The 24,825-nt window shown below is 46.1% G+C and carries 20 protein-coding genes; 8 read left to right on the top strand and 12 right to left on the bottom strand.

Annotated elements, in window-relative coordinates:
• The first annotated feature begins 36 nt into the window (after positions 1–36).
• The gene (locus tag EOO49_RS06110) at positions 37–1,626 is read left to right on the top strand and encodes an Ig-like domain-containing protein (protein ID WP_290843777.1); all 1,590 of its coding nucleotides are present in this window, start codon (positions 37–39) and stop codon (positions 1,624–1,626) included.
• Here EOO49_RS06110 and EOO49_RS06105 read toward each other — a convergent pair.
• Positions 1,613–2,389: an amidohydrolase gene (locus tag EOO49_RS06105; protein WP_290843775.1), complete on the bottom strand. Its 777-nt coding sequence runs from the start codon at positions 2,387–2,389 to the stop codon at positions 1,613–1,615. The two genes, EOO49_RS06110 and EOO49_RS06105, sit on opposite strands and share 14 nt — an antisense overlap.
• Positions 2,389–5,196: a GH92 family glycosyl hydrolase gene (locus tag EOO49_RS06100; RefSeq protein ID WP_290843773.1), complete on the bottom strand. Its 2,808-nt coding sequence runs from the start codon at positions 5,194–5,196 to the stop codon at positions 2,389–2,391. The genes EOO49_RS06105 and EOO49_RS06100 overlap by 1 nt, the downstream gene beginning before the upstream one ends.
• 250 nt (positions 5,197–5,446) lie before the next feature.
• On the opposite strand from EOO49_RS06100, the gene EOO49_RS06095 reads away from it, so the two are divergent.
• Together EOO49_RS06095 and EOO49_RS06090 are read left to right on the top strand one after the other, a co-directional pair.
• Complete coding sequence (locus EOO49_RS06095) at positions 5,447–6,976, top strand: T9SS type A sorting domain-containing protein (RefSeq protein ID WP_290843772.1); 1,530 nt, start codon at positions 5,447–5,449, stop codon at positions 6,974–6,976.
• A gap of 16 nt (positions 6,977–6,992) precedes the next feature.
• On the top strand, positions 6,993–8,387 hold the full coding sequence (locus EOO49_RS06090; RefSeq protein WP_290843770.1) for a T9SS type A sorting domain-containing protein: 1,395 nt from the start codon (positions 6,993–6,995) through the stop codon (positions 8,385–8,387).
• Between the two features lie 78 nt (positions 8,388–8,465).
• Here the strand turns inward: EOO49_RS06090 and EOO49_RS06085 are convergent, their stop codons facing one another.
• The 4 genes from EOO49_RS06085 to EOO49_RS06070 all read right to left on the bottom strand — a co-directional run bounded on the left by EOO49_RS06085 (position 8,466) and on the right by EOO49_RS06070 (position 13,154).
• Positions 8,466–9,224, bottom strand: coding sequence for a succinate dehydrogenase/fumarate reductase iron-sulfur subunit (locus EOO49_RS06085; RefSeq protein ID WP_290843768.1), 759 nt, complete (start codon positions 9,222–9,224; stop codon positions 8,466–8,468).
• A 10-nt stretch (positions 9,225–9,234) separates the two neighbouring features.
• Positions 9,235–11,244 (bottom strand): fumarate reductase/succinate dehydrogenase flavoprotein subunit, encoded by a 2,010-nt coding sequence (locus tag EOO49_RS06080; protein WP_290843766.1) that lies wholly within the window; start codon positions 11,242–11,244, stop codon positions 9,235–9,237.
• A gap of 22 nt (positions 11,245–11,266) precedes the next feature.
• A complete protein-coding gene (locus EOO49_RS06075) occupies positions 11,267–12,133 on the bottom strand; it encodes a succinate dehydrogenase cytochrome b subunit (RefSeq protein ID WP_290843764.1) in 867 nt (288 codons plus the stop codon).
• A 130-nt stretch (positions 12,134–12,263) separates the two neighbouring features.
• The gene (locus EOO49_RS06070) at positions 12,264–13,154 is read right to left on the bottom strand and encodes a hypothetical protein (RefSeq protein WP_290843762.1); all 891 of its coding nucleotides are present in this window, start codon (positions 13,152–13,154) and stop codon (positions 12,264–12,266) included.
• A gap of 198 nt (positions 13,155–13,352) precedes the next feature.
• Here EOO49_RS06070 and EOO49_RS06065 point away from each other — a divergent pair, with 198 nt between their 5' ends.
• The gene (locus EOO49_RS06065; RefSeq protein WP_290843760.1) at positions 13,353–14,708 is read left to right on the top strand and encodes a hydroxymethylglutaryl-CoA synthase; all 1,356 of its coding nucleotides are present in this window, start codon (positions 13,353–13,355) and stop codon (positions 14,706–14,708) included.
• Here the strand turns inward: EOO49_RS06065 and EOO49_RS06060 are convergent.
• Complete coding sequence (locus tag EOO49_RS06060; RefSeq protein ID WP_290843758.1) at positions 14,693–15,622, bottom strand: hypothetical protein; 930 nt, start codon at positions 15,620–15,622, stop codon at positions 14,693–14,695. The genes EOO49_RS06065 and EOO49_RS06060 overlap by 16 nt on opposite strands.
• A 1-nt stretch (position 15,623) precedes the next feature.
• Positions 15,624–15,911 carry a hypothetical protein gene (locus tag EOO49_RS06055; RefSeq protein WP_290843757.1) on the bottom strand — a complete coding sequence of 96 codons (288 nt, stop codon included), beginning with the start codon at positions 15,909–15,911 and terminating at the stop codon, positions 15,624–15,626.
• Positions 15,912–15,947: 36 nt separating this feature from the next.
• On the opposite strand from EOO49_RS06055, the gene EOO49_RS06050 reads away from it, so the two are divergent.
• From EOO49_RS06050 to EOO49_RS06035, 4 genes are all read left to right on the top strand, one after another.
• Positions 15,948–16,580 carry a Crp/Fnr family transcriptional regulator gene (locus EOO49_RS06050; protein WP_290843755.1) on the top strand — a complete coding sequence of 211 codons (633 nt, stop codon included), beginning with the start codon at positions 15,948–15,950 and terminating at the stop codon, positions 16,578–16,580.
• Between the two features lie 96 nt (positions 16,581–16,676).
• The gene (locus EOO49_RS06045) at positions 16,677–17,969 is read left to right on the top strand and encodes an aminopeptidase P family protein (protein WP_290843753.1); all 1,293 of its coding nucleotides are present in this window, start codon (positions 16,677–16,679) and stop codon (positions 17,967–17,969) included.
• A gap of 1 nt (position 17,970) precedes the next feature.
• The gene (locus tag EOO49_RS06040; RefSeq protein ID WP_290843751.1) at positions 17,971–18,867 is read left to right on the top strand and encodes an alpha/beta hydrolase; all 897 of its coding nucleotides are present in this window, start codon (positions 17,971–17,973) and stop codon (positions 18,865–18,867) included.
• Complete coding sequence (locus EOO49_RS06035; RefSeq protein WP_290843749.1) at positions 18,864–19,655, top strand: alpha/beta hydrolase; 792 nt, start codon at positions 18,864–18,866, stop codon at positions 19,653–19,655. Before EOO49_RS06040 ends, EOO49_RS06035 begins: the two co-directional genes overlap by 4 nt.
• Here EOO49_RS06035 and EOO49_RS06030 read toward each other — a convergent pair.
• The 4 genes from EOO49_RS06030 to EOO49_RS06015 form a co-directional block, all read right to left on the bottom strand.
• Entirely contained in the window at positions 19,641–20,312 is a 672-nt protein-coding gene (locus EOO49_RS06030; protein WP_290843747.1) for an ATP-binding cassette domain-containing protein, read from the bottom strand. The two genes, EOO49_RS06035 and EOO49_RS06030, sit on opposite strands and share 15 nt — an antisense overlap.
• On the bottom strand, positions 20,294–20,587 hold the full coding sequence (locus tag EOO49_RS06025) for a hypothetical protein (RefSeq protein ID WP_290843745.1): 294 nt from the start codon (positions 20,585–20,587) through the stop codon (positions 20,294–20,296). Before EOO49_RS06025 ends, EOO49_RS06030 begins: the two co-directional genes overlap by 19 nt.
• Positions 20,587–23,355 carry a PD-(D/E)XK nuclease family protein gene (locus EOO49_RS06020; RefSeq protein ID WP_290843743.1) on the bottom strand — a complete coding sequence of 923 codons (2,769 nt, stop codon included), beginning with the start codon at positions 23,353–23,355 and terminating at the stop codon, positions 20,587–20,589. The genes EOO49_RS06025 and EOO49_RS06020 overlap by 1 nt, the downstream gene beginning before the upstream one ends.
• A 62-nt stretch (positions 23,356–23,417) precedes the next feature.
• Positions 23,418–24,824 (bottom strand): OmpA family protein, encoded by a 1,407-nt coding sequence (locus tag EOO49_RS06015; RefSeq protein WP_290843741.1) that lies wholly within the window; start codon positions 24,822–24,824, stop codon positions 23,418–23,420.
• Between the last annotated feature and the right edge of the window lies 1 nt (position 24,825).

Below are 24,825 nucleotides of genomic sequence, written 5' to 3'. Positions count from 1 at the left end.
TAATCGTTATTTTGTGCATCGAAATTTGACTTTCAGTTGAAAAAACTCTTTACATACTTCGCTTTCGCCCTTTTACTTGCTTTTGTCGGATGCGCCAAACGCGGCACGATCACCGGCGGTTTGAAAGACACGATCCCACCGACGCTGCTAAAAAGCATTCCGGAGAATTTTTCAAAGAATTTCAAAGGGAAAGAATTCAAGTTGGTGTTCGACGAATACGTGAAAATGAAAGACATCAACAAGCAATTGATCGTTTCCCCGCCTTTGAAACATGAACCGATAATTTTGCCGACTACGGCCGGAAAGACTTTCACGATCAAAATCCAGGACACGCTTCAGGACAACACGACTTACAGTTTCAACTTCGGACAGAGTTTGGCCGACAACAACGAAGGCAATCCTTATTCGCAATTCCGATACGTTTTTTCTACCGGAAGTTACATCGACTCGTTACAAATTGCAGGACGAATCAAAGACGCATATTCGAAAAAACCGGACAACTACGTCTCGATCATGTTGTACGAAGCCGACAGCACATTTACCGATTCGGTGATCTATAAAAAGCCGCCGCGCTATATTACGAATACGCTTGACAGCTTGACGAACTGGAAAATCGAGAATATCAAAGCCGGAAAATATTTGCTTATCGCGCTTAAGGACAACAATAACAACAAATACGATCCGAAGTCTGACAAGATCGGGTTTCACAAGACTTTCGTGAACATTCCGAACGATTCCATCTACCAACTCGAACTTTTCAAGGAAGCCGTTCCGTTCAAACCGAGCAAACCGACGCTCGATTCGGGACAAAAGCTGTTTCTTGCTTACGTAGGCGATCCGAAAGGCACGAAAGCGACTGTGAAAAGTCCAACCGGTGAATTGCTCAAGTCGGCCGTGACGAAGGTCGAGGACAAGGATTCCCTGAACATTTGGTATCCGAGATTGAAGGTCGATTCGCTCCAAGTTTCGGTAGAAAGAAACAATTTCAAAGCCGATTATTGGGTAAAGATCAAAGACCAGAAAAAAGATACGCTTAGTTTTTCGCCGCGACAGTCGGGCACTTTGCCGTTAAGAGGCAATTTCGGACTCGAATCGAGCATTCCGCTTTCGAAGTTCGACGAATCGAAAATTTCGGTAAAGACGAAGGATTCCGTCGTGAAATTCACGGCCAAATACGATGAATTCGAACGTTTGCTGGAACTCGATTTCAAGAAAAATCCGATAGAGAAATACAATATCGAGATTCTTCCCGGCGCGCTTACTGACTTTTACGATTCCGTGAACGACACTTTGAAATACAATCTTTCCACAAAAAACACGTCCGAATACGGCAATCTCAGGGTCACATTGGAAAACGCCAAACGCTTCCCGATCATGGTCGAACTCACTGATTCAAAAGGCACTGTGAAATATATGGAATACACAGAATCGGCGACGGTCGTCGATTTCAACAATATCGATCCGGCGACTTACACGCTGAGAATCATTTACGACGACAACAAAAACAGGCAATGGGACGCGGGAAATTACCTAGAAAAACGGCAGTCCGAAACCGTGATTTATTTCCCGAAAGAGCTCGAGATTCGGGCGAATTGGGATGTCGATCAGCCATTTACGATACCGTAATCGAGTCGCGATCTTCCAAAAACGGCAATTTCTCGCGTAGTTCGAGCATCGGTTCTTTCTCGATCGAAATGATAAAAACTCCTTCGTTTTCCCAGGCCGAAAGCACACTTTCACCCAAATAATCGAACACTTGCGAATGCCCCGGATATTCGTTTTTGTTGAAATCCTCGCCCACGCGGTTCACACCGACCACATAGCACATATTCTCGATTGCCCGGGCTTTCAAAAGCGCATCCCAAGCGGCGATCCTCGGTTGTGGCCAATTCGCGACGTATAACAAGACGTCGTAATATTCGGTATTTCTGGAAAACGCTGGAAAACGCAAGTCATAACACACCAAAGGACAAATTTTGAAACCTCTGAAATTGACTATCAGACGTTTTTCACCCGCTGTATAAACCTTGTCTTCGCCCGCGAGTGAGAACAGATGACGCTTGTCGTAAGTCTCGATTTCTCCTGTCGGATGCACGAAAACCAACCGATTGTAGAATTTTCCGTCAGACGCAATAGCCAAACTTCCAACTACGGCGCAATGGTGTTCAAACGCAACTTTCTTCATCCATTTCACTGATTCTCCGTCCATGGTTTCAGCGGATTCCTCGGGCGTCATCGTGAATCCCGTCGCGAACATTTCGGGCAAGACGATCAAATCGACTTCATCCTGTATCGACACGATTTTGTCCTTTATCAGATTCAGGTTCGCTTCGGCGTTTTGCCAAACCAACGGCGTTTGAATCAGTGCGATTTTGAGTTCGTTTTCCATTAGTCGATCGTGATTTCATCTGTAAAAATGTAAGCTTCGCCGCCAACACCTTGATGCCACTCGGGCAATTTACCGAAATTGTAAGCCTTGACCTTTACATAGTTCGCAGAAGTTGGAGCGAATTGCGCAATGAAACTCTCGACCTTGACATTGGTATTTAGCGCATCGTATGTATTTTCGACAGTTTTGACCAACTTGAAATCCTTGTTGTCATTAGAAATATAGAATTCGACTTTGGTCGGCATCAAAATCCAGGCACGCGAATCTTGCAGGAAACGCGCGTCGATCTTGGAGATTTTTGTCGCATTCTTCAAATCGATCGTGGCCTCGAAATCCTGGCCTTGATAACCTTGCCAGTCGCCTTTTCGCCAGTTTTCCGAACCCAGAATCCCGTCCAGCAAACCGTCCGGTCCGCCTGCGTGATATTGTTTGTCGTACTTTGATTTGATGGCGATGGAATAATTGTTCGGCTTTTTGTAAAACGTCGCCGAAACCCAATTACTCTCGCGTTTTCCATCTTTTACGACTGCCGTAATTGTCGACGATTCGTTGATGTAAAATGGCCTCTCGTAAGGCTGAAAATCGATTTTACCTTTGTTCGTCCGAGGTTCAAGCACATATTCGATTTGCTGATTTTTTCCATCGGAACTTTCAAGAGAAACGAGCATTTTGTCAGAAAAAGACTTGCTCGCAGCTTGGATCGTAGGAACTGGAACAATTTTGTCGTACGGGATTTCAGCCGCAATTTTAGATTTTTCACCAAAGCCCAAACGACTGAAAGTTGCATTTTTGACATTTTTGCCCATTTTCACTTCCGAACAATTTTCCAACTTGACCGTCGCAACTTCATACGCCGAAGTCGTCAAAGTCCAAGCGTCTCCGGCCGGCGTGACATCGTAAAGTCCAAGCGAGCTCAACACGTACCACGCACTCATTTGGCCGCAATCTTCGTTTCCGATCAATCCGTCGGAAGAATTCTTATAGAAGTTTTCAAGGATGAATTTCACTTTTTCCTGTGCTTTTTCGGGCTTTCCGATGGAATTGTACAGATAAACCATGTGATGGCTCGGTTCATTACCGTGCGCATATTGCCCGATCAAACCCGTTATGTCGGCCTGTTCGCGTCCGGTGGTTTCACTTGGCGCGGAAAACATCTCATCGAGTTTTTTCTCGAAATCTGCTTTTCCGCCGTAAGCTTCAATCATTCCAGCAATATCATGTGGCACGAAAAACGAATATTGCCACGAATTCCCTTCGGTGAAATTGTTGTTGACTTCGCGCGGATCAAACGGTTTGTCCCAACCGCCATTTTTCTTGGGACGCATGTGTTTCGTCTCCGGATCAAACACGTTTTTCCAATTTTGGGAACGCTTCATGAAGTAAGCGTAATCCTGCTCTTTACCCAAAATCTTGGCCATTTGCGCAATACACCAGTCGTCGTAAGCATATTCGAGCGTTTTCGACACGCTTTCGTGTTCGTCGTCCATCGAAATGAAACCTTGCTTCTTGTAAGCCGAAAGTCCCAAATGATCGAGCATCGCACTGTGTTTCGCAGCCTCGAACGCCTTCTCGTAATCGAAGCCTTTTATGCCTTTTGCCATCGCATCGGCCATGACCGAAACCGAATGGTAACCGATCATGCAATCGGTTTCATTGGATGCGAATTCCCAAACCGGAAGTCGTCCGCCTTGCTCGTATTGTTTGAGAAAAGTGTTGATGAAATCGGACGTGCGTTTGTTGTCGATCAAAGTATAAAGTGGATGCGCGCCACGGAACGTGTCCCAAAGCGAGAAAACCGTGTAATAGTCGAAACCGTCCGCTTGATGGACTTCGTCGTCTCGACCGCGGTATTTTCCGTCAATATCCTGGGCGATATTCGGTTGGATCATCGTGTGGTACAAAGCCGTGTAAAAAACCGCGAGTTTATCTTTGTCCTTTTCGGAAACGGTGATTTTGGAAAGCTCTTTGTCCCAAAGTTTTTCGACGTCTTTCCTGACTTTTTTGAAATCCCAGCCCGGAATTTCACTCATGTTTTTTCTCGCGCCTTCGAATCCAGTCGGAGACAAAGCCACTTTCACTTTTATGGTTTCGCCTTTTTTTACATCTGATGAAAAAGCCAGTCGCAACAAGCTTCCAGCGATCATTTTGTCGGTCGGTTTTGCCGGAGCGAACGCATTGTTCTCGATTTTGGTGATCTTCATCTCGTGATCGAATTCGATTCTCGCCCAAATTTTCTGATCGGTCGCCCAAGCCGCGCTATTTCTGTAAACTTCGATCGTCTTGGCATCGATAATTCTGACTTCGCCCATAAGCAATTGGTCGCGATGGTTCAAGTCGAGAATCACATTCGCCTGACCCGATTTCGGAAACTTGTATTCGTGAAATCCGACGCGAGTCGATGCTGTCAATTGCACATCAATCCCGAATTTGTCAAGCTTCACGGCATAATATCCGGCGGAAACCTTTTCGTTCTTGTGCGAAAACTTTGAGGAATAGTGCTCGAAACTCGTCGAAGGTTCGCCCATCGTCGGCATCAGCATAAAATCGCCGTAATCCGAAACGCCCGTTCCGCTCAAGTGCGTGTGCGAAAACCCGTAAATCACCGAATCGGAATAATGATAACCGCCGCAGCCGTCCCAACTTCCGTCGATTCGCGTGTCTGGCGAAAGCTGAACCATTCCGAAAGGCGCGGTCGCTCCGGGAAAAGTGTGTCCGTGGCCGCCGGTTCCAATTAACGGATTTACGTGTTTTGAAAGTTGTGGAAAGCCTAAAATAGGCAAAAGCAAAAGCAGGAAAAAGTGTCGCATCTGGTTTGTAGTTGTGCCCAAATATAAGCAAACGCAAATGTTCCGAAAACGTTTTTGTACGCCTAATGACGTATGGATTCTCCGGAATAGGATATTCTCGCGCTTGCCTCTACTCCTATTTTCGTATTGTATTGGTTGCGAAGCGAAACGACCTTTACAACGCTAATAAAAGTGCTAATAAAGGTAAAGCACAAAACAAACGGTTCGGGGAACGAAAGTCAATCAGACTATAATCATAAAACAATAACTTATGAAAAACTGCTACATTCTTTTACTCCTGATTTGCCAGATTTCGCTAGCGCAAACCACCGGAATTCTCGACACGAATTACAGCCAGGATGGCTGGGACGAACGCTTTGGGCACGACAACGGTTTCTACCTGCACGAAACTTTGGTGCAACCTGACGGAAAATTATTGGTGTGTTTTCAGGGCAATTTCTCGAACGAAGGCCATCAAGCGATGCTTTTCCGATATACTACTGACGGTTCCCACGACGTGACGTTTGGCGGCGGCGATGGCCAAATCAAGTCTGTCGAAGACAATTTGGAAGCCGAAGAAACCTTGTGGACAAGAGCATACGGAATGGCTTTGCAAAGCACGGGAAAAATCGTTGTTGCGGGCGACGCTTTCTACTCGGACGAACGGATCATCAGGTACAACTCCGATGGCTCGCTCGATCTCTCTTTTGGAAACAACGGAAAAGTCGATATGCCACGCGAAAACCAGGAATTCATTTACGATGTTTTAATACAGTCGGACGACAAAATCGTGGTTTTGGGAAAACACGAAGTTTCGGGTAGTCCCGACTTATTTCTATGGCGGTTTTTTCCAAATGGCGCACTTGACACAAACTTCGGTTCGCAGGGAAAAATCGTGATTCCTGTCTCCGGAAACGCGTTTTCGGAATCTGAACTGAACGCTTTCAGACTGGTTACGGGCGACAAAATGATCCTGAGCAGAGTCATCAATCTTGACGGAGTGCAAACTTTTGTCGTCCAACGCCTGAATCCCAACGGAACAATTGACGCTTCATTTGGCAACAACGGCCAATTTTCGTACGTCGGAGGCATCGATTCTGGTTTTACGATTGGCGACGACGGCACGTTTTTCTTTTCGGTTTTTGAGATCGTTGACGACTTTGGCAACGGCGTTTCGTCAATTCTCAAGGCCAATGCCGAAGGAACTTTGATTCCGGATTTCGAAATTCTGCTCGACGGAAGTTTCGGCACGAACGCATTTCCGACCCAAATCGTTTCGAAAGGAAACCTACTTTACATCTGGGCCGACACCGCTGACTTTCCGCAAGCGCCGCAACTCTACTGTTACAACACAAACGGAACTCCTGTTTCAAGCTTTGGAAACAACGGCAAAGCGATCATTGAAATTCCGGATATTCTTTGGAGCCAAGGCGGATTGATGAATACCACAAGTTCCGGCAACGTTTTGGCTGCAATGGTTACGCATGTTTCCGATACCGGAAGTGATGTCAACCTATTTACTTTCAGTATCGTCGGCGAAAGCCAATTGCAGGTTCAAGATAAAAAGACGGCTACATTGGCTTTGAGCCCGAATCCTTGCGGTGATTTGTTTTCGATCAAGTCGGATGAACCACAGATGTTGTCGGTTGCGATCTATGACAATCTCGGACGAAAAGTGTTGGCGAAAAAAGACATCGCTGATTCCGAAAGTGTCGAGATTTCCGGCTTGTCAGCGGGCATTTATTCGGTTGAAATCACTTCCGACAGTTCAAAATCTATCCAAAAACTCATCAAGAAATAGTCCGATGCGAAAAATCATGCTACTACTTTTGGTACTCGTAATGAATTCAGATTTGTATTCCCAATCGCAAAATCTCGTCGTTCCGAATTCTCAATGCTGGAACGAAATCGCGCCGGGACAAGGTTACACGCTCGCAATCTCCAACGCCGGAACACTTTGGGCTTGGGGCGAGAACGCCTCCGGACAATTGGGCGACGGAACGATCTTGAGCAATCCTATCGTACATCAAATTGGAAACGCGACAAACTGGAAAGACGTCAGCGCCGGAAACGGACACGCACTGGCGCTCAAAACCGACGGCACTTTGTGGGCTTGGGGCACGAATACATCGGGACAATTGGGAAGCGGAAACACTACAAATTCGACGATTCCGATACAAGTTGGAACAGCCACAAATTGGGCGTTCATTTCTGCCGGAAACAGCCACAGCCTTGCAATCAAATCAGACGGAACACTTTGGACTTGGGGAAACAACCAATTCGGACAACTCGGGTTGGGAACGGCCGGCAGCGGAACTGACGCGAATGCGCCAACACAAATAGGCACCGAGACCAATTGGGCAGCGGTTTCGACAAAATCGCTCCACACGCTCGCACTCAAAACAAACGGCACTTTATGGAGTTGGGGATTCAATTCGAGCGGCGAACTCGGTTACGGGAACACGACTTTCACAAACGTTCCGGTTCAGGTTGGAACCGCTTCTGATTGGCAGAAAATAGTTGCGGGCTTGGGTCATTCAGGTGCGATAAGAACCAACGGCTCGCTTTGGCTTTGGGGTTCGAACAATTCCGGACAATTGGCAAATGGATCACTCATAAACTCGCTTTCGCCTATGCAGGTTGGAACCGATTTGGACTGGCAAAGCGTCGCTTTGGGCTCATCGTTTACCGTCGCGCTAAAAACGGACGGGACACTTTGGAGCAGCGGTTACAACGGCTTGGGTCAACTCGGTTTGGGCACGTTGGTCGATGTGCTTTCGTTCGCTCAAATTGGACAAGATTCCGACTGGCACAGCGTAAAGGCCTCGACAATTCACGTTTCGGCATTGAAAACCAGCGGAAATCTTTGGGCTTGGGGCGCGAATAACGCAGGCGGAATTGGCGATGGAACGACAATCGGGAAAAGCAGTCCCACGGCAATAAATTGTCCCGAATCGCTAGCCGTTGCCGGTTTTGTTTCGAATGAAACTTTTCAGGTTTACCCGAATCCTTCGGATGGAATCTTTGCCATCGACGGTTTTGACGGTAATCTGATTTCGTACTCGGTAACCGATTTTAACGGACGGACAATTGCAAAATCGGACGCAAATCACGATCGTACAATAAATTTGTCGCACTGCCAATCGGGAATTTATCTGCTCTCAATCGCATCGGAATCTCAAATCCAAACCATCAAATTGGTGAAGAGATAATCGCTTCGAAAAACTATCGGACACAAAAAAAGCGCACCCAAAATAGAGTGCGCTTTTGTATTTATGACTTTCAGAGTCTTAACTCATCGAAGCTTTCATGTACTCGCGGTTCATTCTCGCGATGTTTTCGAGTGAAATGCCTTTCGGACACTCGATTTCGCAAGCTCCGGTATTCGTACAGTTTCCGAATCCTTCTTCGTCCATTTGACGAACCATATTCAAAACGCGGTCGTGAGCCTCGACTTTTCCTTGCGGAAGAAGCGCGTACTGCGAAACTTTCGCCCCGACGAATAACATAGCCGATCCGTTTTTACAACTCGCCACACAAGCGCCGCAACCGATACAAGCCGCAGCCTCGAAAGCGCGATCTGCGTCAGCCTTTGGAACCGGAGTCGCGTTTGCGTCAATCGTGTTTCCGGATGTGTTTACCGAAACGAAACCGCCCGCTTGCTGGATTCTGTCGAAAGAACTTCTGTCAACGACCAAATCCTTGATAACCGGGAACGCTTTTGAACGCCACGGTTCGATGAAAATCGTTTCTCCGTCCTTGAACGAGCGCATGTGCAATTGACATGTCGTGATGAAACGATCTGGTCCGTGGGCGCGTCCGTTGATGTAAAGCGAACACATTCCGCAGATTCCTTCGCGACAATCGTGGTCGAAAGCAACCGGCTCTTTCCGCTCATTTATGAGCTGTTCGTTCAATTGGTCGAGCATTTCCAGGAAAGAGCTGTCAGTCGATACGTTATCGAGCTTGTAGCTTTCCATCGTGCCTTTCGATTTGGCATCTTTCTGGCGCCAGATCTTGAGTTTTATATTGATATTCTTAGTAGCCATGTCTCTTGATTTATTTGTAGTTACGGGCTGCGATCTTGATGAATTCGTAGTTCAGGTCTTCTTTGTTCAGGATTTCCTGGCTGATGTCAGATCCGTTGTATTCCCAAGCTCCGACGAACTTGAAATTTTCGTCATCGCGCAAAGTTTCACCTTCTGCATCCTGATATTCTTCACGGAAATGTCCACCGCACGATTCGTTTCTTTGCAAAGCGTCCATCGCCATCAATTGTCCGAGTTCCATGAAATCGGCAACGCGAAGTGCTTTTTCCAATTCCACATTCATTTCATTGGCGCTTCCCGGAACGTAAACGTCGCGGTGGAATTCGGCTCTCAAAGCATCGATTTCTTTTACGGCTTCAGACAAACCTTGGGCGTTTCTTCCCATTCCGACCTTGTTCCACATAATGTGTCCGAGTTGCTTGTGGAAATAGTCCACAGACTTCGAACCGTTGTTGTTGAGGAATTTGTCGATTTGCGCACGAACCGATTTCTCGGCCTCGTCGAATTCCGCCGATTGCGTAGAGATTTTCCCGGTTCGGATTTCATCTGCCAGATAATCGGAAACCGTGTAGGGCAAAACGAAATAGCCATCTGCCAAACCTTGCATCAACGCCGATGCTCCAAGCCTGTTCGCTCCGTGATCGCTGAAGTTTGCTTCACCGGCCACAAAACAGCCCGGAATTGTCGACTGCAAGTTATAATCGACCCAAACGCCGCCCATCGTGTAGTGAACCGCCGGATAAATCTTCATTGGAGTTTCGTACGGATTTTCAGCTGTAATTTTTTCGTACATCTGGAAAAGGTTACCGTATTTTTCCTCGATCCATTTCTTTCCAAGCTCGACGATTTTCGCCTCGGACGGATTGTGATCGCCCGCGACCAAAGCCGCTTGTTTTCCTTTGCTCTTGATTTCTGATGAAAAGTCGAGGTAAACGCCTTCATTCGTATCGTTGGCTTCGATTCCGTAACCTGCGTCGCAACGCTCTTTTGCCGCACGCGAAGCAACGTCACGCGGCACGAGGTTACCAAACGCCGGATAGCGTCTTTCGAGGTAATAATCTCTGTCTTCTTCGGCAATTTGCGTAGGTTTCAATTTCCCGGCACGAATTGCTTCGGCGTCTTCTTTTTTCCTCGGAACCCAAATTCTTCCCGAGTTGCGAAGTGATTCTGACATCAAGGTCAACTTCGATTGGTTCGTTCCGTGAACCGGAATACAAGTCGGGTGAATCTGCACATAGCAAGGATTCGCGAATGCCGCACCTTTTTTGTGGATTTTCCAACCTGCGGAAACGTTCGATCCCATAGCGTTTGTCGAAAGGAAGTATACGTTTCCGTATCCGCCTGAAGCGATGATTACAGCGTGAGCCGAATGTCTTTCGATTTCACCTGTCACCAAGTTGCGAGCAATGATTCCACGGGCTTTTCCGTCAACTTTTACGATGTCGAGCATCTCGTGACGGTTGAATTGCTGTACGTTTCCTTGTCCGATTTGGCGTGAAAGTGCCGAATATGCTCCAAGCAACAATTGTTGTCCGGTTTGGCCCGCCGCGTAGAACGTTCTTTGAACTTGTGTTCCACCAAATGAACGGTTGTCGAGCAATCCGCCGTAATCGCGTGCAAACGGTACACCTTGCGCCACACATTGGTCGATGATGTTTCCGGAAACTTCGGCCAAACGGTGCACATTCGCCTCTCGGGCGCGGTAATCGCCACCTTTGATCGTATCGTAGAACAAACGGTAAATCGAGTCACCGTCATTCTGGTAGTTTTTTGCCGCGTTGATTCCGCCTTGAGCCGCGATCGAGTGTGCACGACGTGGAGAATCCTGAAAACAGAACGACTTCACGTTGTAACCCATTTCTCCAAAAGAAGCGGCCGCAGAAGCTCCGGCCAATCCCGTTCCCACGACGATGATGTCGATTTTCGGACGGTTGTTCGGGGCAACTAGTTTAAGGTGATTTTTGTGGTTGGTCCACTTATCGGAAATATAACCTTCCGGTATTTTAGAATCTAACTTCATAGTTATTTATGAATATTGATTATTAAAGGACAAAGTAAATGTACGGAGGCAAAATCGCGAACAACGCACAAACGACAATCGAGAAAACAAGTCCGAACTTGTCGATAAACGGACTGTATTTCGGGTGGCTCAAACCGATACTCTGGAACGAACTCGCCAATCCGTGGCTAAGGTGAAATGCCAAAACCGCCATAGAAATCATGTAAAGGATCACGTACAACAAACCGTATTTCGGCTGTTTGAAAAAATCGACCGTGATCTTGTAAAGATCTTTGTATACTTCGGCAATTTTGATGTTTGCGTTAGCGTCAAAAATTTCTGATCTGTTGGCGAGATATTTCGGCTTTTTCTGTTCGAAAGCTTCCTGTTTGCTAGCCGCGACCTGATCGAAAGGAATGAATTGATCGTTTGTCGTTTTGTAGAATTTCATTTTTTGGCCCATCGCCGTAAGCTCTACCACATAAAGCGGCATTTTCTTGTCAAAGTGCATTCTGCCCCAAAAACTTGCCATGTGTGTCACGATGAAAAGCAGGATCAAGGAACCCAACATTGCCATATTTCTCGAAGCCCAAGTCGTATTCGCCGACGGATTGTTCTTGGCATAACCAATCGGCCTTGCCTTGCGGTTCTGGATCGTAAGCCAGAATCCATCCACAGCATGGAAAAGGATTGAGAGATAAGTCAAGTAAGAAAGTGCTTTGACCGCAGGATTCGTGGTCATGAAGAGCGCATATTGGTTAAAATGAAGCGCCGCCTCGTGTTCTGTCCTACTCAGAAGTTGCAGGTTACCCAACAAGTGTCCGACGAGAAATAGACACAAAAATAGTCCTGTCGCCGCCATCCAATACTTTTTAGCCAGGGATGACTTCAGGAAAGCCGATTTTGCCATAGATTTTGAGTAATTTATTAAAAAATCACACAAAAATAAGGCTAAAAGGGTTATAGCACAAAGGATTTCCGATTATTTATAATCAGTATTAATTAGCGTGAAAGCCGCTAATGACGTGGTTTTTACCAAGTCAATTCTGAACCGTGAAAGACGGCAGCAATCCTCTCAAACCCATATCGACGACATTTTCTCCCGCAGACGGTTCGAATTTCCCGTCGGCATTGACGTCTTGCCACTCAAAACTGTTGTTGATCGAAAGTGAAAGCGTGACCACGACATCTTTCTTTTCATTGCCCGTAATTTGCAGTTCGTTGCCGAACTTTCCAGTAACGACGCACGATCCGGCGGGAATTGGCGATGTACTTGCCAACGGATTCGGAACGGTCGTCGCTCCGGCCGGCGCCTGACCTTCTGAACTGTAAGGATAATCGTCCAAAGCGAAAGCCCAATAACCCTGGGCGCGATTCGAGTTGACCTCAAAGAAATTGTTTCCGATGGAATGCGACTTTATATAAGTATTGAATCCGACGAAACTCGCCAAAGTGCCATCATATTCCACGCCCGACTGCAAAAAGTTCACGCCAAAATTTTGGTAAGAAAGCGAAACGCGAACCCAATTGTAATTCCCGGACGCGACCTCGCTCAAAGGAATCTTGAGAAAAACCTCGTCTTCACCCACGATTTTCGCCTTGCTGAAATCGATCGCTTTTGGTCCGCCTTGCGTGGTTTCAGGAGCGTGATACAAAACCGAACCTTCGCCCAATTGCGTATACATATCGGGAGCGAGTTCGAGATAATGCGCAGAGATCGTGTGGAAATCGGGAGTTTGGGCAGCGTGGCCGGAAGGAATTGTCGACGGTTGCCCCAAATTGTTCAAGCGTTGTTGGTCGCGATCGAATTTGAACTTCACGATCAACATCGGTTCGTCATTATCCGATTCGTCGTTCGAGCAAGAAACGAACAAGGAACTCACTAATAAAACTAGAAATGTCGGCAGGAAAAAAACAAAGTTTGCCTTCATGTTTGTATCGATTGGTTTGATTAAGAACGCCGCGCGGGTTGGTTTATTGCCGATTTCGAAATTATGAACGACAAAAATTCGGCAAATTTTACACTTTCGCGAAATGTTCGGCGTTAACGATAAAAATCGAATCGCAAGCCCGAAAAACAGTCGCTTTCTTGGCTCGAATCGTAACTTTACGAACTCAATTTCCGTCCCATGAAAATAGGAATCGACGCGATCGCGTTTGACGTCGCCAAAATCCATCTTCCAATAAGAACTCTGGCCGAAGCGCGCCACATCGAACCCGAAAAACTCGAAAAAGGCCTCGGCCTGCTCAAGATGACTTTGCCGGATGCACATCAGGACACGGTTGTTTTTGGAGCAAACGCTTTGACGAAATTGATTCTGGACAACGATATCAACCTGTCGGAAATCTCGAGAATTTACGTTGGCACAGAAAGCGGAATCGACAACTCAAAACCTGTCGCATCTTTCGTTTCGGCTTTGATCGAGCAGAAATTCGGCGAAAATTCGCTTCTGGAATGTGACGTCGTCGATTTTACTTTCGCGTGTATTGGCGCTGTCGATGCGTTGCAGAACTGTTTCGATTACCTAAGATTGAATCCGACGAAAAAAGCGATCGTTATTGCGACTGACATAGCTAAATACGACCTGGAATCGACCGGAGAATATACCCAAGGCGCGGGCGCGGTCGCAATGCTTTTGAGTGCGAATCCGAAAATTATCGCTTTCGCGGAAAATTGGGCGGTAAGCAACAAAGGCGTTTTCGACTTTTTCAAGCCGTATCGCAAGGTTTCGAAAGTCCAGATCACCGGAAACGACGAAAATCAGCCGTGGTTTGGGAATTTGGAATCGGAAGTGGAAATCCACAAAGACCAACCGGTTTTCGACGGACAATATTCCAACCAATGTTACACCGATCGAACGCGAGATGCTTATTTCTCTTACAAGAAATCGGCGAATTTCGGCGGAACACTTTACGAATCCTGGTCGAACATCATCATGCATTTGCCATACTCTTTTCAAGGCCGACGCATGTTGACAGAGATTTTCGCTTTGGATTCGGATAAAATCCTGATTGACAGAAACGATCCGAACTGCGCGACACAACTCAAGGATTTGGCGAAATCGAGCGATTACCAGGAGTTTGTAAAGACAAAATTGCAACCCGCCGAATTGGCTTCGTCATTGATCGGGAATCTTTACACAGGCTCGATTTTCATGGGATTGCTGTCGGCTTTGTGCGACGCCCATCGAAACGAACGCGAGATTTCGGGAACAAAATTCGGTTTTCTGGCCTACGGAAGCGGCTCCAAATCAAAAGTCTTCGAAGGCGAGATCCAACGAGATTGGACAAGCGCGATATCCAAAGTAAAATTGTTCGAAACACTTGAAAACTCTAACGAGATCGACTTTGAAACCTACGAGAAATTACACAAAAAAGAACAGCATTTCAGTGTGAAAATTCCAAAAAACGAATGGGTTTTGGACCGAATCGAAGAAGAAAAACCAAATTTGATTGGTGCGCGATATTATCAATATGTCGAATAATCGACTTCGGCTTGCTTGAGTTCGATCTTTTTTCCATTGAGTTTCACGAACACTTTTTTCGCTTTGTGATTTTCCCCGAATTGCACTTCGAACATCGCTGTTCCATTTTGATTCCCCAAAACAAAAGTGAGTTCCGATTCATCGAACTTGATCGAACATTGAGATTTGACGACTCGCTCGCCTTTTTCATCTCCTAAAAATTCGACTCGTATCTTTTCCGGAATTTTCGGGAAGAACTTTTTGGGTTTGGCTATTTTGTTAGACGGAAAATCGACCTGTAACGAATCGCCTTCCTGAAAGCTCAGAAACGCACTTGCGTTTGGCGTCTGGGTGTTGAAAGACAAGTCCAATCCAAAATTTAGATTCGATTTCACGAGTGGCTGCAAAGCTTCGATCTGGTAAAATCGACTCGTTTTCGAATCGCACGCATCGGCTTTCCATTTCAAGACTTTCGGTTTCCATTTTCCGACATAAAAACTGATTTGGGCATAACCTGCACGCTCGATTTCAAATACAACCGAATCGACTTTCCGGACTTTTTCCGCTATCAGTTTGTCCTCGAATTCTTCATTATCCCAATTTTTGTAAAGGCAATAATAGTGATTGTCCTCGAGCGAAAGCCAAGTTGCGTCGACGCGATCGGGAAGTTGTCTTGTGCTGTCTTTTATATGGAATTCCCGTCGTCCGCGAATAAATATCGGTCTACCGACATCGACCAAACTGTCGGCATAACCGCGTCCGACAAGATTGACGTATTTTGCGTAAACGACCGTACTGTCAGGAAATTTGAAAATGACTTTTTGTCCAAAGCGCGAACTTTCCGTTCTGGCGTCAACTTTCGGCTTGACCGTCACTACGATAAGCGCGACGACGTGAAACAAAACCAAGAGTGCTAGCAAAATCCTGTTTCTCATGTCAAAAAAGTGGTAAAAGTACCAATCCCAATATCACGACCGCATATAAAACGTAAGCGACAGCCCACGCGACCGAAAGCACAAAAAGCACTTTTTTATAAGGTTGGCCATTGATGAGAATTGCGCAGATTATGAAAATCACGAAATTTATCTGGAAAAAATAGATGAAATCGAAAACAGAATCGCTTGTCGACGCGACCTGAAACTGTTTGTACAAACTGTAAACGGGAAAAGGTGCGAGCAAACACAGCACGAAAGGAAAAACGGGATTTTCGAGTTTTTTGAGCATCAGATTCCAGAGTTGGATGAGGCAAATCTATGCAAATTGCTTTATCAGATTACACGACCGATAATTATCGGACGCTTCGTATTTTTGAGCATGGAATTTTTCGACAGCTTTTCAGGATTTTCGCCCGGCGCGAGTTCATCTTTGCAGGATTTTATCGAAAGCCAGGACTCGGGTTTTTCAGAAATGACGTTGAAAAAGAACGCTTTTTTGGTGTCCGAAGGCGAGATTTGCCCATATTTCTGTCTGATAAAAACCGGAATCCTGCAACATTCGATTTTGGTCGACGCCGAAGAAAAGACAACATATCTCGGACTCGCCAACTCGATCACGTCCTCGCTTGGCAGTTTTTTGTTCAGGAAACCTTCCCGGAAATCCATCAAGGCTTTGTCTGACACGAATTTGCTTGTAATCGATCGTGAAAGCTTCGGAAAACTGTTGGCCGAAAATGCCACTTTCAACAAACTTTACTACGAATTGCTCGAGCGCCAACTTTGCCTGATCGATGATTATCGCATCGACTTGCTGACTTTGACGCCCGAAGAACGCTACGCCAAAATCCTCGAAACCGAACCTGAACTCATCAAGGAAGTTCCGTTGCATTATTTGGCTTCGTTTCTCGGGATTTCCACGCGCCACATGAGCCGGATTCGCAAAAGTGTTTTTGGGTGATCGGGATGGAATTTTCGGTTTTTAGTTTTTTCCGCCATTTGGCCACATCCGATCAAAATCACAATCCCTAACTTTACAAAAACCAAATTCCCGATTATGAAATACGAACAAATCGACAGCAATTTATTTGTCAAGAACCGCAAGAAATTCATGGCCGAAATGAAGCCGAACTCGATCGCGGTCTTCAATTCCAACGATATTTACCCGATTTCGGCCGACAGCACGATGCCGTTTCAGCAACACCGTGACATTTTTTACCTGAGCGGCGTCGATCAGGAAGAATCGATTCTGGTTCTGTTTCCGGACGCGCCTTACGAACACCAACGCGAAATTTTGTTCCTGACCGAAACCAGCGAACACATCGCGATCTGGCACGGTGCGAAACTCGACAAAAATCAGGCTTTCGAGGTTTCGGGCATAAAATCGGTGTATTGGCTTCAGGATTTCAACAAGATTTTCTACGAACTGATGACGTATGCCGACACGATGTACATCAACACGAATGAGCATTATCGCGCGTCTGTCGAGACCGAAACGCGTGAAGATCGTTTTGTGAAATGGTGGAAAGAGAAATATCCGGCGCATTCGGTTGCCAAGTCGAACCCAATTTTGCAGCGCTTGCGTTCCATCAAGGAAAAAGAGGAAATCGACCTGATCCAAAATGCTTGCAATATCACCGAAAAAGGTTTCCGTCGTTTGCTCGGATTCGTGAAACCGGGCGTTTTTGAATACGAAGTCGAAGCCGAACTGGTACACGAGTTCATCAGAAACAGATCGAAAGGTTTCGCTTACGGACCGATTATCGCAAGCGGAAACAGCGCCAACGTTCTGCATTATGTCGAAAACAACAAAGAATGTAAAGCCGGCGATTTGCTTTTGCTCGACGTTGCGGCCGAATACGCGAATTATTCCTCCGATTTGACGCGAACGATTCCCGTTTCCGGACGTTACACAAAAAGACAAGCCGAAGTTTACAACGCCGTTTTGCGAGTCAAGAACGAAGCCACGAAAATGCTGAAACCCGGAACTTTGTGGAAACAATATCACGTGGAAGTCGGAAAAATCATGACTTCGGAATTGCTCGGCCTCGGACTTTTGGACAAAGCCGATGTGCAGAACGAAGACGCAGCTTGGCCAGCCTACAAGAAATATTTCATGCACGGAACGTCCCACCATTTAGGACTTGACACGCACGATTACGGGCTTTTGCACCAACCGATGGAAGCCAACATGGTTTTCACGGTCGAGCCCGGAATCTACATTCCGCAGGAAGGTTTCGGCATTCGAATCGAAGACGATGTCGTGATCCAAAACTCGGGCGAACCATTTAATTTGATGCGAAACATCCCAATCGAAATCGACGAAATCGAAACTCTGATGAACCAATAGGATGAGAAAACTTGTCGTACTGTTGTTGTTATTCGGCACGATCGCGCATTCACAGACGCAAGGCTTTGCCAAAAGCAGCGACGGTACGCCCATTTTTTACCGCACTTTCGGAAGCGGGAAACCCATATTGATCATAAACGGCGGTCCCGGAATGAACTCGAACGGTTTCGAGGCACTTGCCAAAAAACTCGGAGAGCACAACCTCACTATCATTTACGATCAGCGCGCTACCGGAAAATCAAAGCTGGAAAAACCATCCGAAAAGAACATTTCGATGGATTTGATGGTCGACGACATCGAACAGTTGCGACAAAAACTCGGTTTTGATTCCTGGATCGTGCTTGGCCATTCGTTTGGCGGAATGCTCGCATCCTATTACACTTCTTTGCATCCGGAAAAAGTCGAAAAACTGATCTTGTCATCCTCTGGCGGAATCGATCTGGAATTGTTGAACCATCGCGACCTCGTCCAAAAAAATCTCGACAAGACTTATCGCGATTCTTTAGCTTATTGGGACAAAAAAATCCGCAAAGGCGATACGACTTATGTCACTAAACTTGGTCGCGCACGAGCTTTGGCGCCTGCTTACGTGGTTAATCCGAAGTTTTATGCGATGCTGGCCAAACGCTTGTCACAAAGCGATCGCGCACTCAATACTTTGGTTTGGCTCGACATGAACCGCATGCATTTTGATTGTTCCGAAAAACTGAAAACATTTACAAAACCGGTTTTGATCCTTCAGGGAAAACGCGATATCATTCCCGCAGAACTGGCCGAAAGAGCGCACAAAGTGCTCCAGAATTCGCGTGTCGTCCTGATGGAAAACTGCAGTCATTACGGTTGGCTTGACGCCGAAAATGTGTATTTTTCCGAAATCGGAAACTTCCTGAAACCATGACGCCCCAAAAAACGATCACTTTCAAAAATTCTTCGGTAAACTATTCAGAATCAGGAAAAGGAACGGCTGTCGTTTTGCTTCACGGATTCTTGGAAAACAGCACGATGTGGGAACATTTCGTGCCCGAACTGGCGAAAAAGAACCGCGTAATAACGATCGATTTGCTCGGACACGGAAAAACCGAACCCGTCGGATACGTGCAAACCATGGAAGACAACGCCGATTTGGTGCACACGGTTCTGTCGGAAATCGGCATTCGTAAAGTCGTACTCGCCGGACATTCCATGGGCGGATATGTCGCGCTGGCTTTCGCCGAATTATATCCGGATATGGTCAAGGGAATCGCGCTTATAAACTCGACTTCACGCGCCGACAGCGACGAACGCAAGACGAACCGCGATCGCGCGATCAAGGCCGTGAAGCAAGATTATACTTCTTTTGTCAGACTTTCGGTCGGAAATCTTTTTAGCGAAAACAACCGCGAAAGGCTGTCGGAAGAAATCGAGAAAGTGAAACAGGAAGCTCTGAAAACGCCGTTACAAGGAATCGTCGCATCTCTCGAAGGCATGAAAATCCGCAAGGATCGAGAGGTTTTGCTGCATTTTGCGCCTTATCCGATTTTGCTCGTTTTGGGAAAAGCCGATCCGGTTTTGAACTACGACGAGAACATCGAACAAATCGAAAACACATCGGTCAAACTCATCACGTTCCCCGACGGACATATGTCGACCATCGAAAACAAAAACCAACTTATCAAGGAATTACAGGCGTTTTTAAAGGAAATCTAGCATTCCGTCGTTGAGATATCCCTTGTCGACAAGTTCTGATTTGTCTTTTAGATGATGCGTTTTTCCGTCTTTCATCAGAACCAATCGCGTGCTGATTGCAATGACGTTTTTGTAGTTATGATCTGTGATAATAATCGCTTTGTGCTTGGACCTTTCCAGAATCAACGCATTCACTTTTTCAGTCAAAGCCGGAGAAAGTCCATTATAAGGTTCGTCCAAAAGCACGAAATCTGCGGGATGGAATAGCAACAACCGAATCTCGAGATAACGCCTTTGTCCGGTAGATAAATTTCCAACTTTCTTACCCAAAATCGTCCGCATCATTTCGTCATCTGAAAAAGCCTGAATCTGATTCTTGTCCAACGAAAGATCAATTGCTTTCTGCACCGAAAAATATCTTGGGATAAAATTGTCCTGACTCAAATACGCAATTCGGTTTTTGGCTTCGCTTTCGCGGATGCCATCCAATTTGAGATGTTTCTGTTCTGCCGACAAATGGCCCGAAATGATCTTGAGCAACGTCGATTTTCCCGATCCGTTTCTGCCCAAAAGTCCGACAATTTCGCCCGTTTCTACCTTGAGCCAAACGTCTGACAAAATCAACTTGTGGCCAAACAGCTTTCGCACGCTGTCGATTTCTAGAACATGCGTTTGCATAACACGAAAATTGAGATTAAAGCCAGGAAAACCGCGATGTTCAAGAGAAATCCGAATGCCCAGAGTTGGGCGCGCGTGAGTCCGTTATTGCGATAAAAAATGTATTCCGATTTGCCTCGGACTTCTTTGAATGCGACAGAAGCGACGAATCCGAAAGTCAGGAAACAACCCGCGAAATTTGCGACGCCACCAAAAATTCCGGCCGCGACCGACAATCCGAAGTTGACCAAAAACAAACTTTGGTAAAACGCCCAGATGTTGCGGAATTTGCGCATCAGTTGATTCGCTCGACAAATGCCGTGTCGGCGTCCAGGATTTCTGCCAACAAGTTTGCCAATTGTTCGGTATAATCGCGGAAAATATCATCTGTAACGACTGAAATCACGACTTTGTCGTCGCCTTGGAACTCGAATGGCAAAAAGCCGTTTTTGAGATTTTTGAACGATATGATCCCGACCTCGATTTCTCGATTTTGGATGAATTCCTCTTTCGAAATCATGAAAGCGTAGGCCAAGACCTGAATGATCTTGTCCGATTTTATTTCGGTGATCAAGCCGTTCCAATCCTTGAGTTTGACGTCGCGTGCCTCGACTTTTCCCGTTTTGTAATCGACGATTCGGACTTTCCCGTTCCGCACTTCAACCCTGTCGACATTCCCCTTTATCAACACCGGATACGGCAATTTGTGATGCTCGAGTGAGCGTTCGTAAGTTTGTTCCAGGGCAACGATCGAAATCGCATCTCCGTTTTTTATGTCTTCGCGTTCCATGCGCAAAAAGTTCGCGACGTTGCGTTTGGCGACCTCGAAAGCGAGTAAATTCCGGCCTTTCTTGATATCGCCTTCCTTGTAAACTTCCTTGAATTGACGCATGACTTCGGCGTCCAACAACTTGAAACAATTGTCGATATCTTGTTCCGACAAAAATTTGCCGATAAGTGGACGATAAAGATTCTCCAAAGTCGCGTGAATGATCGTTCCGAGCGTATTCAAGGCAATCGTTTCTTCAACCTCATCGATTTCGCTGATTCTCAAAATTCGTTTGAAATAGAAATCGGCGGGATTTCGGATGTAACTCGTGAGCGATGACGGTGAAAAACCTTTGTCGGCGATTTCCCTGAGTCGGTTCATGACCAAATCTGACTTTGGAATTTCTATGGGTTCGTAAGCGATCAACGGCACAAAAGCGTTTCGGATTTCAAAACTCAACTCGTGGTTCGGCTGTTTTTCGACTTCGAGTTGGGTAACGAATCGGCTTCTTTCGCCCGCGTCCAAACCTTCGCTTTCCGTATTATAAAGCAGGTAAATGTTTTTGGCGCGTCGCAGCAAATGATAGAAGTGATACGTGTAGATCGCATCTTTTTCTTTATAGGTCGGAAGTCCGAATTCGCGCTTTACATCGTAAGGAATAAAAGAATTCGAGGATTTCCCGGACGGAAAATTGCCTTCATTCAGCGAGGTGACGATCACCGTGTCAAAATCGAGCACGCGGCTTTCGAGAACGCCCATGATCTGCAAACCTTCGAGCGGTTCGCCTTCGAACGAAACTTCGGCCAGATCGATCACTTGTTTGTAAATCGCCTGAAGCGTTTCGAGCGAAGCGGTTACCGTGTCTTTTGTGTAATATGAAATGAGTTTGTTGATGACCTTGAAAACCGAATATAGAAAAGCTTTGGCGACTTTTTCCTCTTGTGATTCGCTTCCTAGGCGCGATTTTATGTAGAGCAAAACTTCGGAAATCTGTTGCAGCGCGGCAAGCGGACCGTCGTTCCATTTTTGGAAAAGCAGTTGAAACAACTCCGAAGTTTGTCCCGAGCGTTCGAAAAGTCTGGTGTGCGTGATGAACGAATAATTGTTCCTGTTTATCAGATTCACCGTTTCATGCGCGTTCGCGTAAGGTTCGATCAACGGATGCGTCAAGATGTCGAGCACGTCCTTGTAGTAAAAAACGTAGTTGGTTTCGTTTCGGGATTTGGCTGCGACGTGTAATCGGAACATTTTTGCCACGAGAATTTGCGCCGGATTGTTCTTTGCCGAATAACCCATCGTGATATTGAGCGCTCCGACGGTAGACGGCAATCCGTAAAGCAGCGGCACGAGCAGGTTTTCTTCTCCCAATACGATTGCTGTTTTGTCCAGCTTTTCGCCCGGATTAGCTGCGATGTGTTCCTCGAGGATTTTTCCTGCGATTTTGGCCTGCCCAACGGTTTTCGGCGTTCCGATTACTTTGATATTCTTGTGTTGGCTGAAATCGTTCGCAATCGTCTGGAACGGATAGGTGTTGTAATACTTCCAGTTGTTTTTGAACCTTCGGATGAAAAGTCCGGCGTCGTGTTCTTCGTCTTTGAGGAAAACCGAATCGATGTCCCAATAAACTTCGGCCATGGCCAACGATAGCAAATGTTGGATGATGACTTCCTCGGCGGCGTTCAGGGCGTTGAATCCGGCAAAAATGAATTGTTGTCCCTCGAATGAGGCCGAAAAATGTTCGAGGTTCTTTACCGCCTCGCGATAGATGAGGCCTTGGTAGCCGACGCCTTTCGCCGTGAGATATTCGTTCAAGGCCGTGTAATATTCGGGCAACTTGTTCCAAAACTTGAGGTAGTTTTCGATCAAAGTCGTCCTTTTTTCCAAATCGACAGACCAATGCTTGATGTCTTCGATGGCTTTCAGATAATTCAAAACCTTGTAGGGATCGAGCAAATACCTATCGATTTCATTGAAATCCTGAAGCAGCGTTTTGGCCCAATTGGCGAACAATTCGAATTCCTGTTGTTCGTCTTTTTCGGTTACCGAAAGATAAATCTCGTAAAAGGCGAAAAGCAGTTCGATGTTGTCAATGGTGCGAACGCCCGCGATTTCCTGTATGAAGTCTTCGATGCTGATGATTCTCGGCGCAAAAACCGTATGCGGCACTTGTTTGCGCAAGGCTTCCAAAAGGAAAATGCGCGCACGTCGGTTTGGAAGTACTATCGTGATTTTGGAAAACGAATCGGTTCCTTTCTGAACCATTTTCTCGGCAAGCTGATCGAGGAATCTTGTCATGTCATAAAAATAAAAAAACGCCCCGATTTCTCGAGGCGTTCTTGATATTTAGAAGGGTGAAATTATTCTTTAATCAATTTCACTTCAACTCTTCTGTTTTGAGCTTTACCTTTCGCAGTCTTGTTAGAAGCGATTGGCTTAGTTTCACCGAAACCAACTGACTGAAGTCTTCCAGCTTCGATTCCGTGCTCTTGCAAGTACGTTTTAACAGCAGCTGCGCGGTTCTCAGACAATGTCTGGTTCAAAGCGTTGCTTCCGTCGCTATCAGTGTGTCCTTCTAGCATGAACTTAGATCCTGGGTACTCTTTCAAGATTGTTACCATGTTGTCAAGGACAGCATAAGTTTGTTCTTTGAAAGTTGACTTACCAGAGTTGAACAAGATAGTTCTAGCGTAGTCGTTCAATTTCTTGATTTGCTCTTCAGAGATTTCTGGACATCCGAAGTTAGCAGCAGTTCCTTTTACTGTAGGACATTTGTCATCTTTGTCAAGAACTCCGTCTCCGTCAGTATCTGGCCAAGGACAACCGTTGTTTTCTTTTGGACCCTTAACATCTGGACATTTGTCGTTTTTGTCGATTACTCCGTCTCCGTCAGTATCAGGACATCCTTGGAATTGTTTCAAACCTGGAACATCTGGACAAGCATCGTCTTTATCTGGCACACCGTCTGCATCTGTATCAGGGCATCCGTTGAATTCTTTTGGACCAGCTTGATCTGGACAAGCATCGTCTTTGTCTGGAATTCCGTCTCCGTCAGTATCAGGACAACCTTGGAATTCTTTCAAACCTGGAACATCCGGACAAGCATCATCCTTGTCGTAGATTCCGTCTCCGTCTGTATCTTTACCTCCAAATTTGAAAGTAAGACCTGCGAAGTGTTGCATGTGTGAAGGGAAAACACCTCTCTCGTCTTCGAAAGAGTGCTTGTAAGTAGATTGGAAAGTCAAACCAACTTGCTCAACGATCCAGAAAGTAACTCCCAAACCTCCGTTTACGGTTCCTTTGTTTTCGTCTCCGAACCAAGTGTAACCTCCACCAACGTGAGCGAATGGATCAAACCATTTAGATCCGATCAAACTTCCCAAACGGTAAGACAACTGACCGTCAACAGCGTAGTACTTAAGGTCACCAGGATTTGTCACTTCGTACTCGTCAGTCAAAGAAGGTCCTTCTCCGCGTCTGTTTACGAATTTATCGATTTTGTTGATTGACCCAGTCACACCGAAAGTGAAACCTGCACCAAGGTGACGTGTTACGTTAAGGTAAGAAACAGATGGAATGATGTTCCAGTTGTCTTTTACGTTAAAATACTCCGAAAACTGGTCCTCCAATTTGGACGCAGCACTAAAACGCGTATCAACCGCGTTAGCTCCGAACGATACTGCCCACGGGTTGTCGCTGTCCTGAGCATTTGCGCCCAAGCCCAACAACAAAGCGGCCGCGGCAAAAGCTTTGTTAAGATGTTTCATA

This window comes from Flavobacterium sp., assembly GCF_004295795.1.
In the GTDB taxonomy this organism is placed as follows: domain Bacteria; phylum Bacteroidota; class Bacteroidia; order Flavobacteriales; family Flavobacteriaceae; genus Flavobacterium.
This window is presented reverse-complemented; position numbering and strand designations above follow the sequence as displayed.

Coding starts and splice junctions, on each gene's coding strand:
- EOO49_RS06095 (WP_290843772.1), top strand. CDS start 5,447: ATGAAAAACTGCTACATTCTTTTACTCCTGATTTGCCAGATTTCGCTA.
- EOO49_RS06055 (WP_290843757.1), bottom strand. CDS start 15,911: ATGCTCAAAAAACTCGAAAATCCCGTTTTTCCTTTCGTGCTGTGTTTG.
- EOO49_RS06030 (WP_290843747.1), bottom strand. CDS start 20,312: ATGCAAACGCATGTTCTAGAAATCGACAGCGTGCGAAAGCTGTTTGGC.
- EOO49_RS06040 (WP_290843751.1), top strand. CDS start 17,971: ATGAGAAAACTTGTCGTACTGTTGTTGTTATTCGGCACGATCGCGCAT.
- EOO49_RS06060 (WP_290843758.1), bottom strand. CDS start 15,622: ATGAGAAACAGGATTTTGCTAGCACTCTTGGTTTTGTTTCACGTCGTC.
- EOO49_RS06035 (WP_290843749.1), top strand. CDS start 18,864: ATGACGCCCCAAAAAACGATCACTTTCAAAAATTCTTCGGTAAACTAT.
- EOO49_RS06065 (WP_290843760.1), top strand. CDS start 13,353: ATGAAAATAGGAATCGACGCGATCGCGTTTGACGTCGCCAAAATCCAT.
- EOO49_RS06025 (WP_290843745.1), bottom strand. CDS start 20,587: ATGCGCAAATTCCGCAACATCTGGGCGTTTTACCAAAGTTTGTTTTTG.
- EOO49_RS06100 (WP_290843773.1), bottom strand. CDS start 5,196: ATGCGACACTTTTTCCTGCTTTTGCTTTTGCCTATTTTAGGCTTTCCA.
- EOO49_RS06020 (WP_290843743.1), bottom strand. CDS start 23,355: ATGACAAGATTCCTCGATCAGCTTGCCGAGAAAATGGTTCAGAAAGGA.
- EOO49_RS06075 (WP_290843764.1), bottom strand. CDS start 12,133: ATGGCAAAATCGGCTTTCCTGAAGTCATCCCTGGCTAAAAAGTATTGG.
- EOO49_RS06045 (WP_290843753.1), top strand. CDS start 16,677: ATGAAATACGAACAAATCGACAGCAATTTATTTGTCAAGAACCGCAAG.
- EOO49_RS06015 (WP_290843741.1), bottom strand. CDS start 24,824: ATGAAACATCTTAACAAAGCTTTTGCCGCGGCCGCTTTGTTGTTGGGC.
- EOO49_RS06080 (WP_290843766.1), bottom strand. CDS start 11,244: ATGAAGTTAGATTCTAAAATACCGGAAGGTTATATTTCCGATAAGTGG.
- EOO49_RS06105 (WP_290843775.1), bottom strand. CDS start 2,389: ATGGAAAACGAACTCAAAATCGCACTGATTCAAACGCCGTTGGTTTGG.
- EOO49_RS06090 (WP_290843770.1), top strand. CDS start 6,993: ATGCTACTACTTTTGGTACTCGTAATGAATTCAGATTTGTATTCCCAA.
- EOO49_RS06085 (WP_290843768.1), bottom strand. CDS start 9,224: ATGGCTACTAAGAATATCAATATAAAACTCAAGATCTGGCGCCAGAAA.
- EOO49_RS06070 (WP_290843762.1), bottom strand. CDS start 13,154: ATGAAGGCAAACTTTGTTTTTTTCCTGCCGACATTTCTAGTTTTATTA.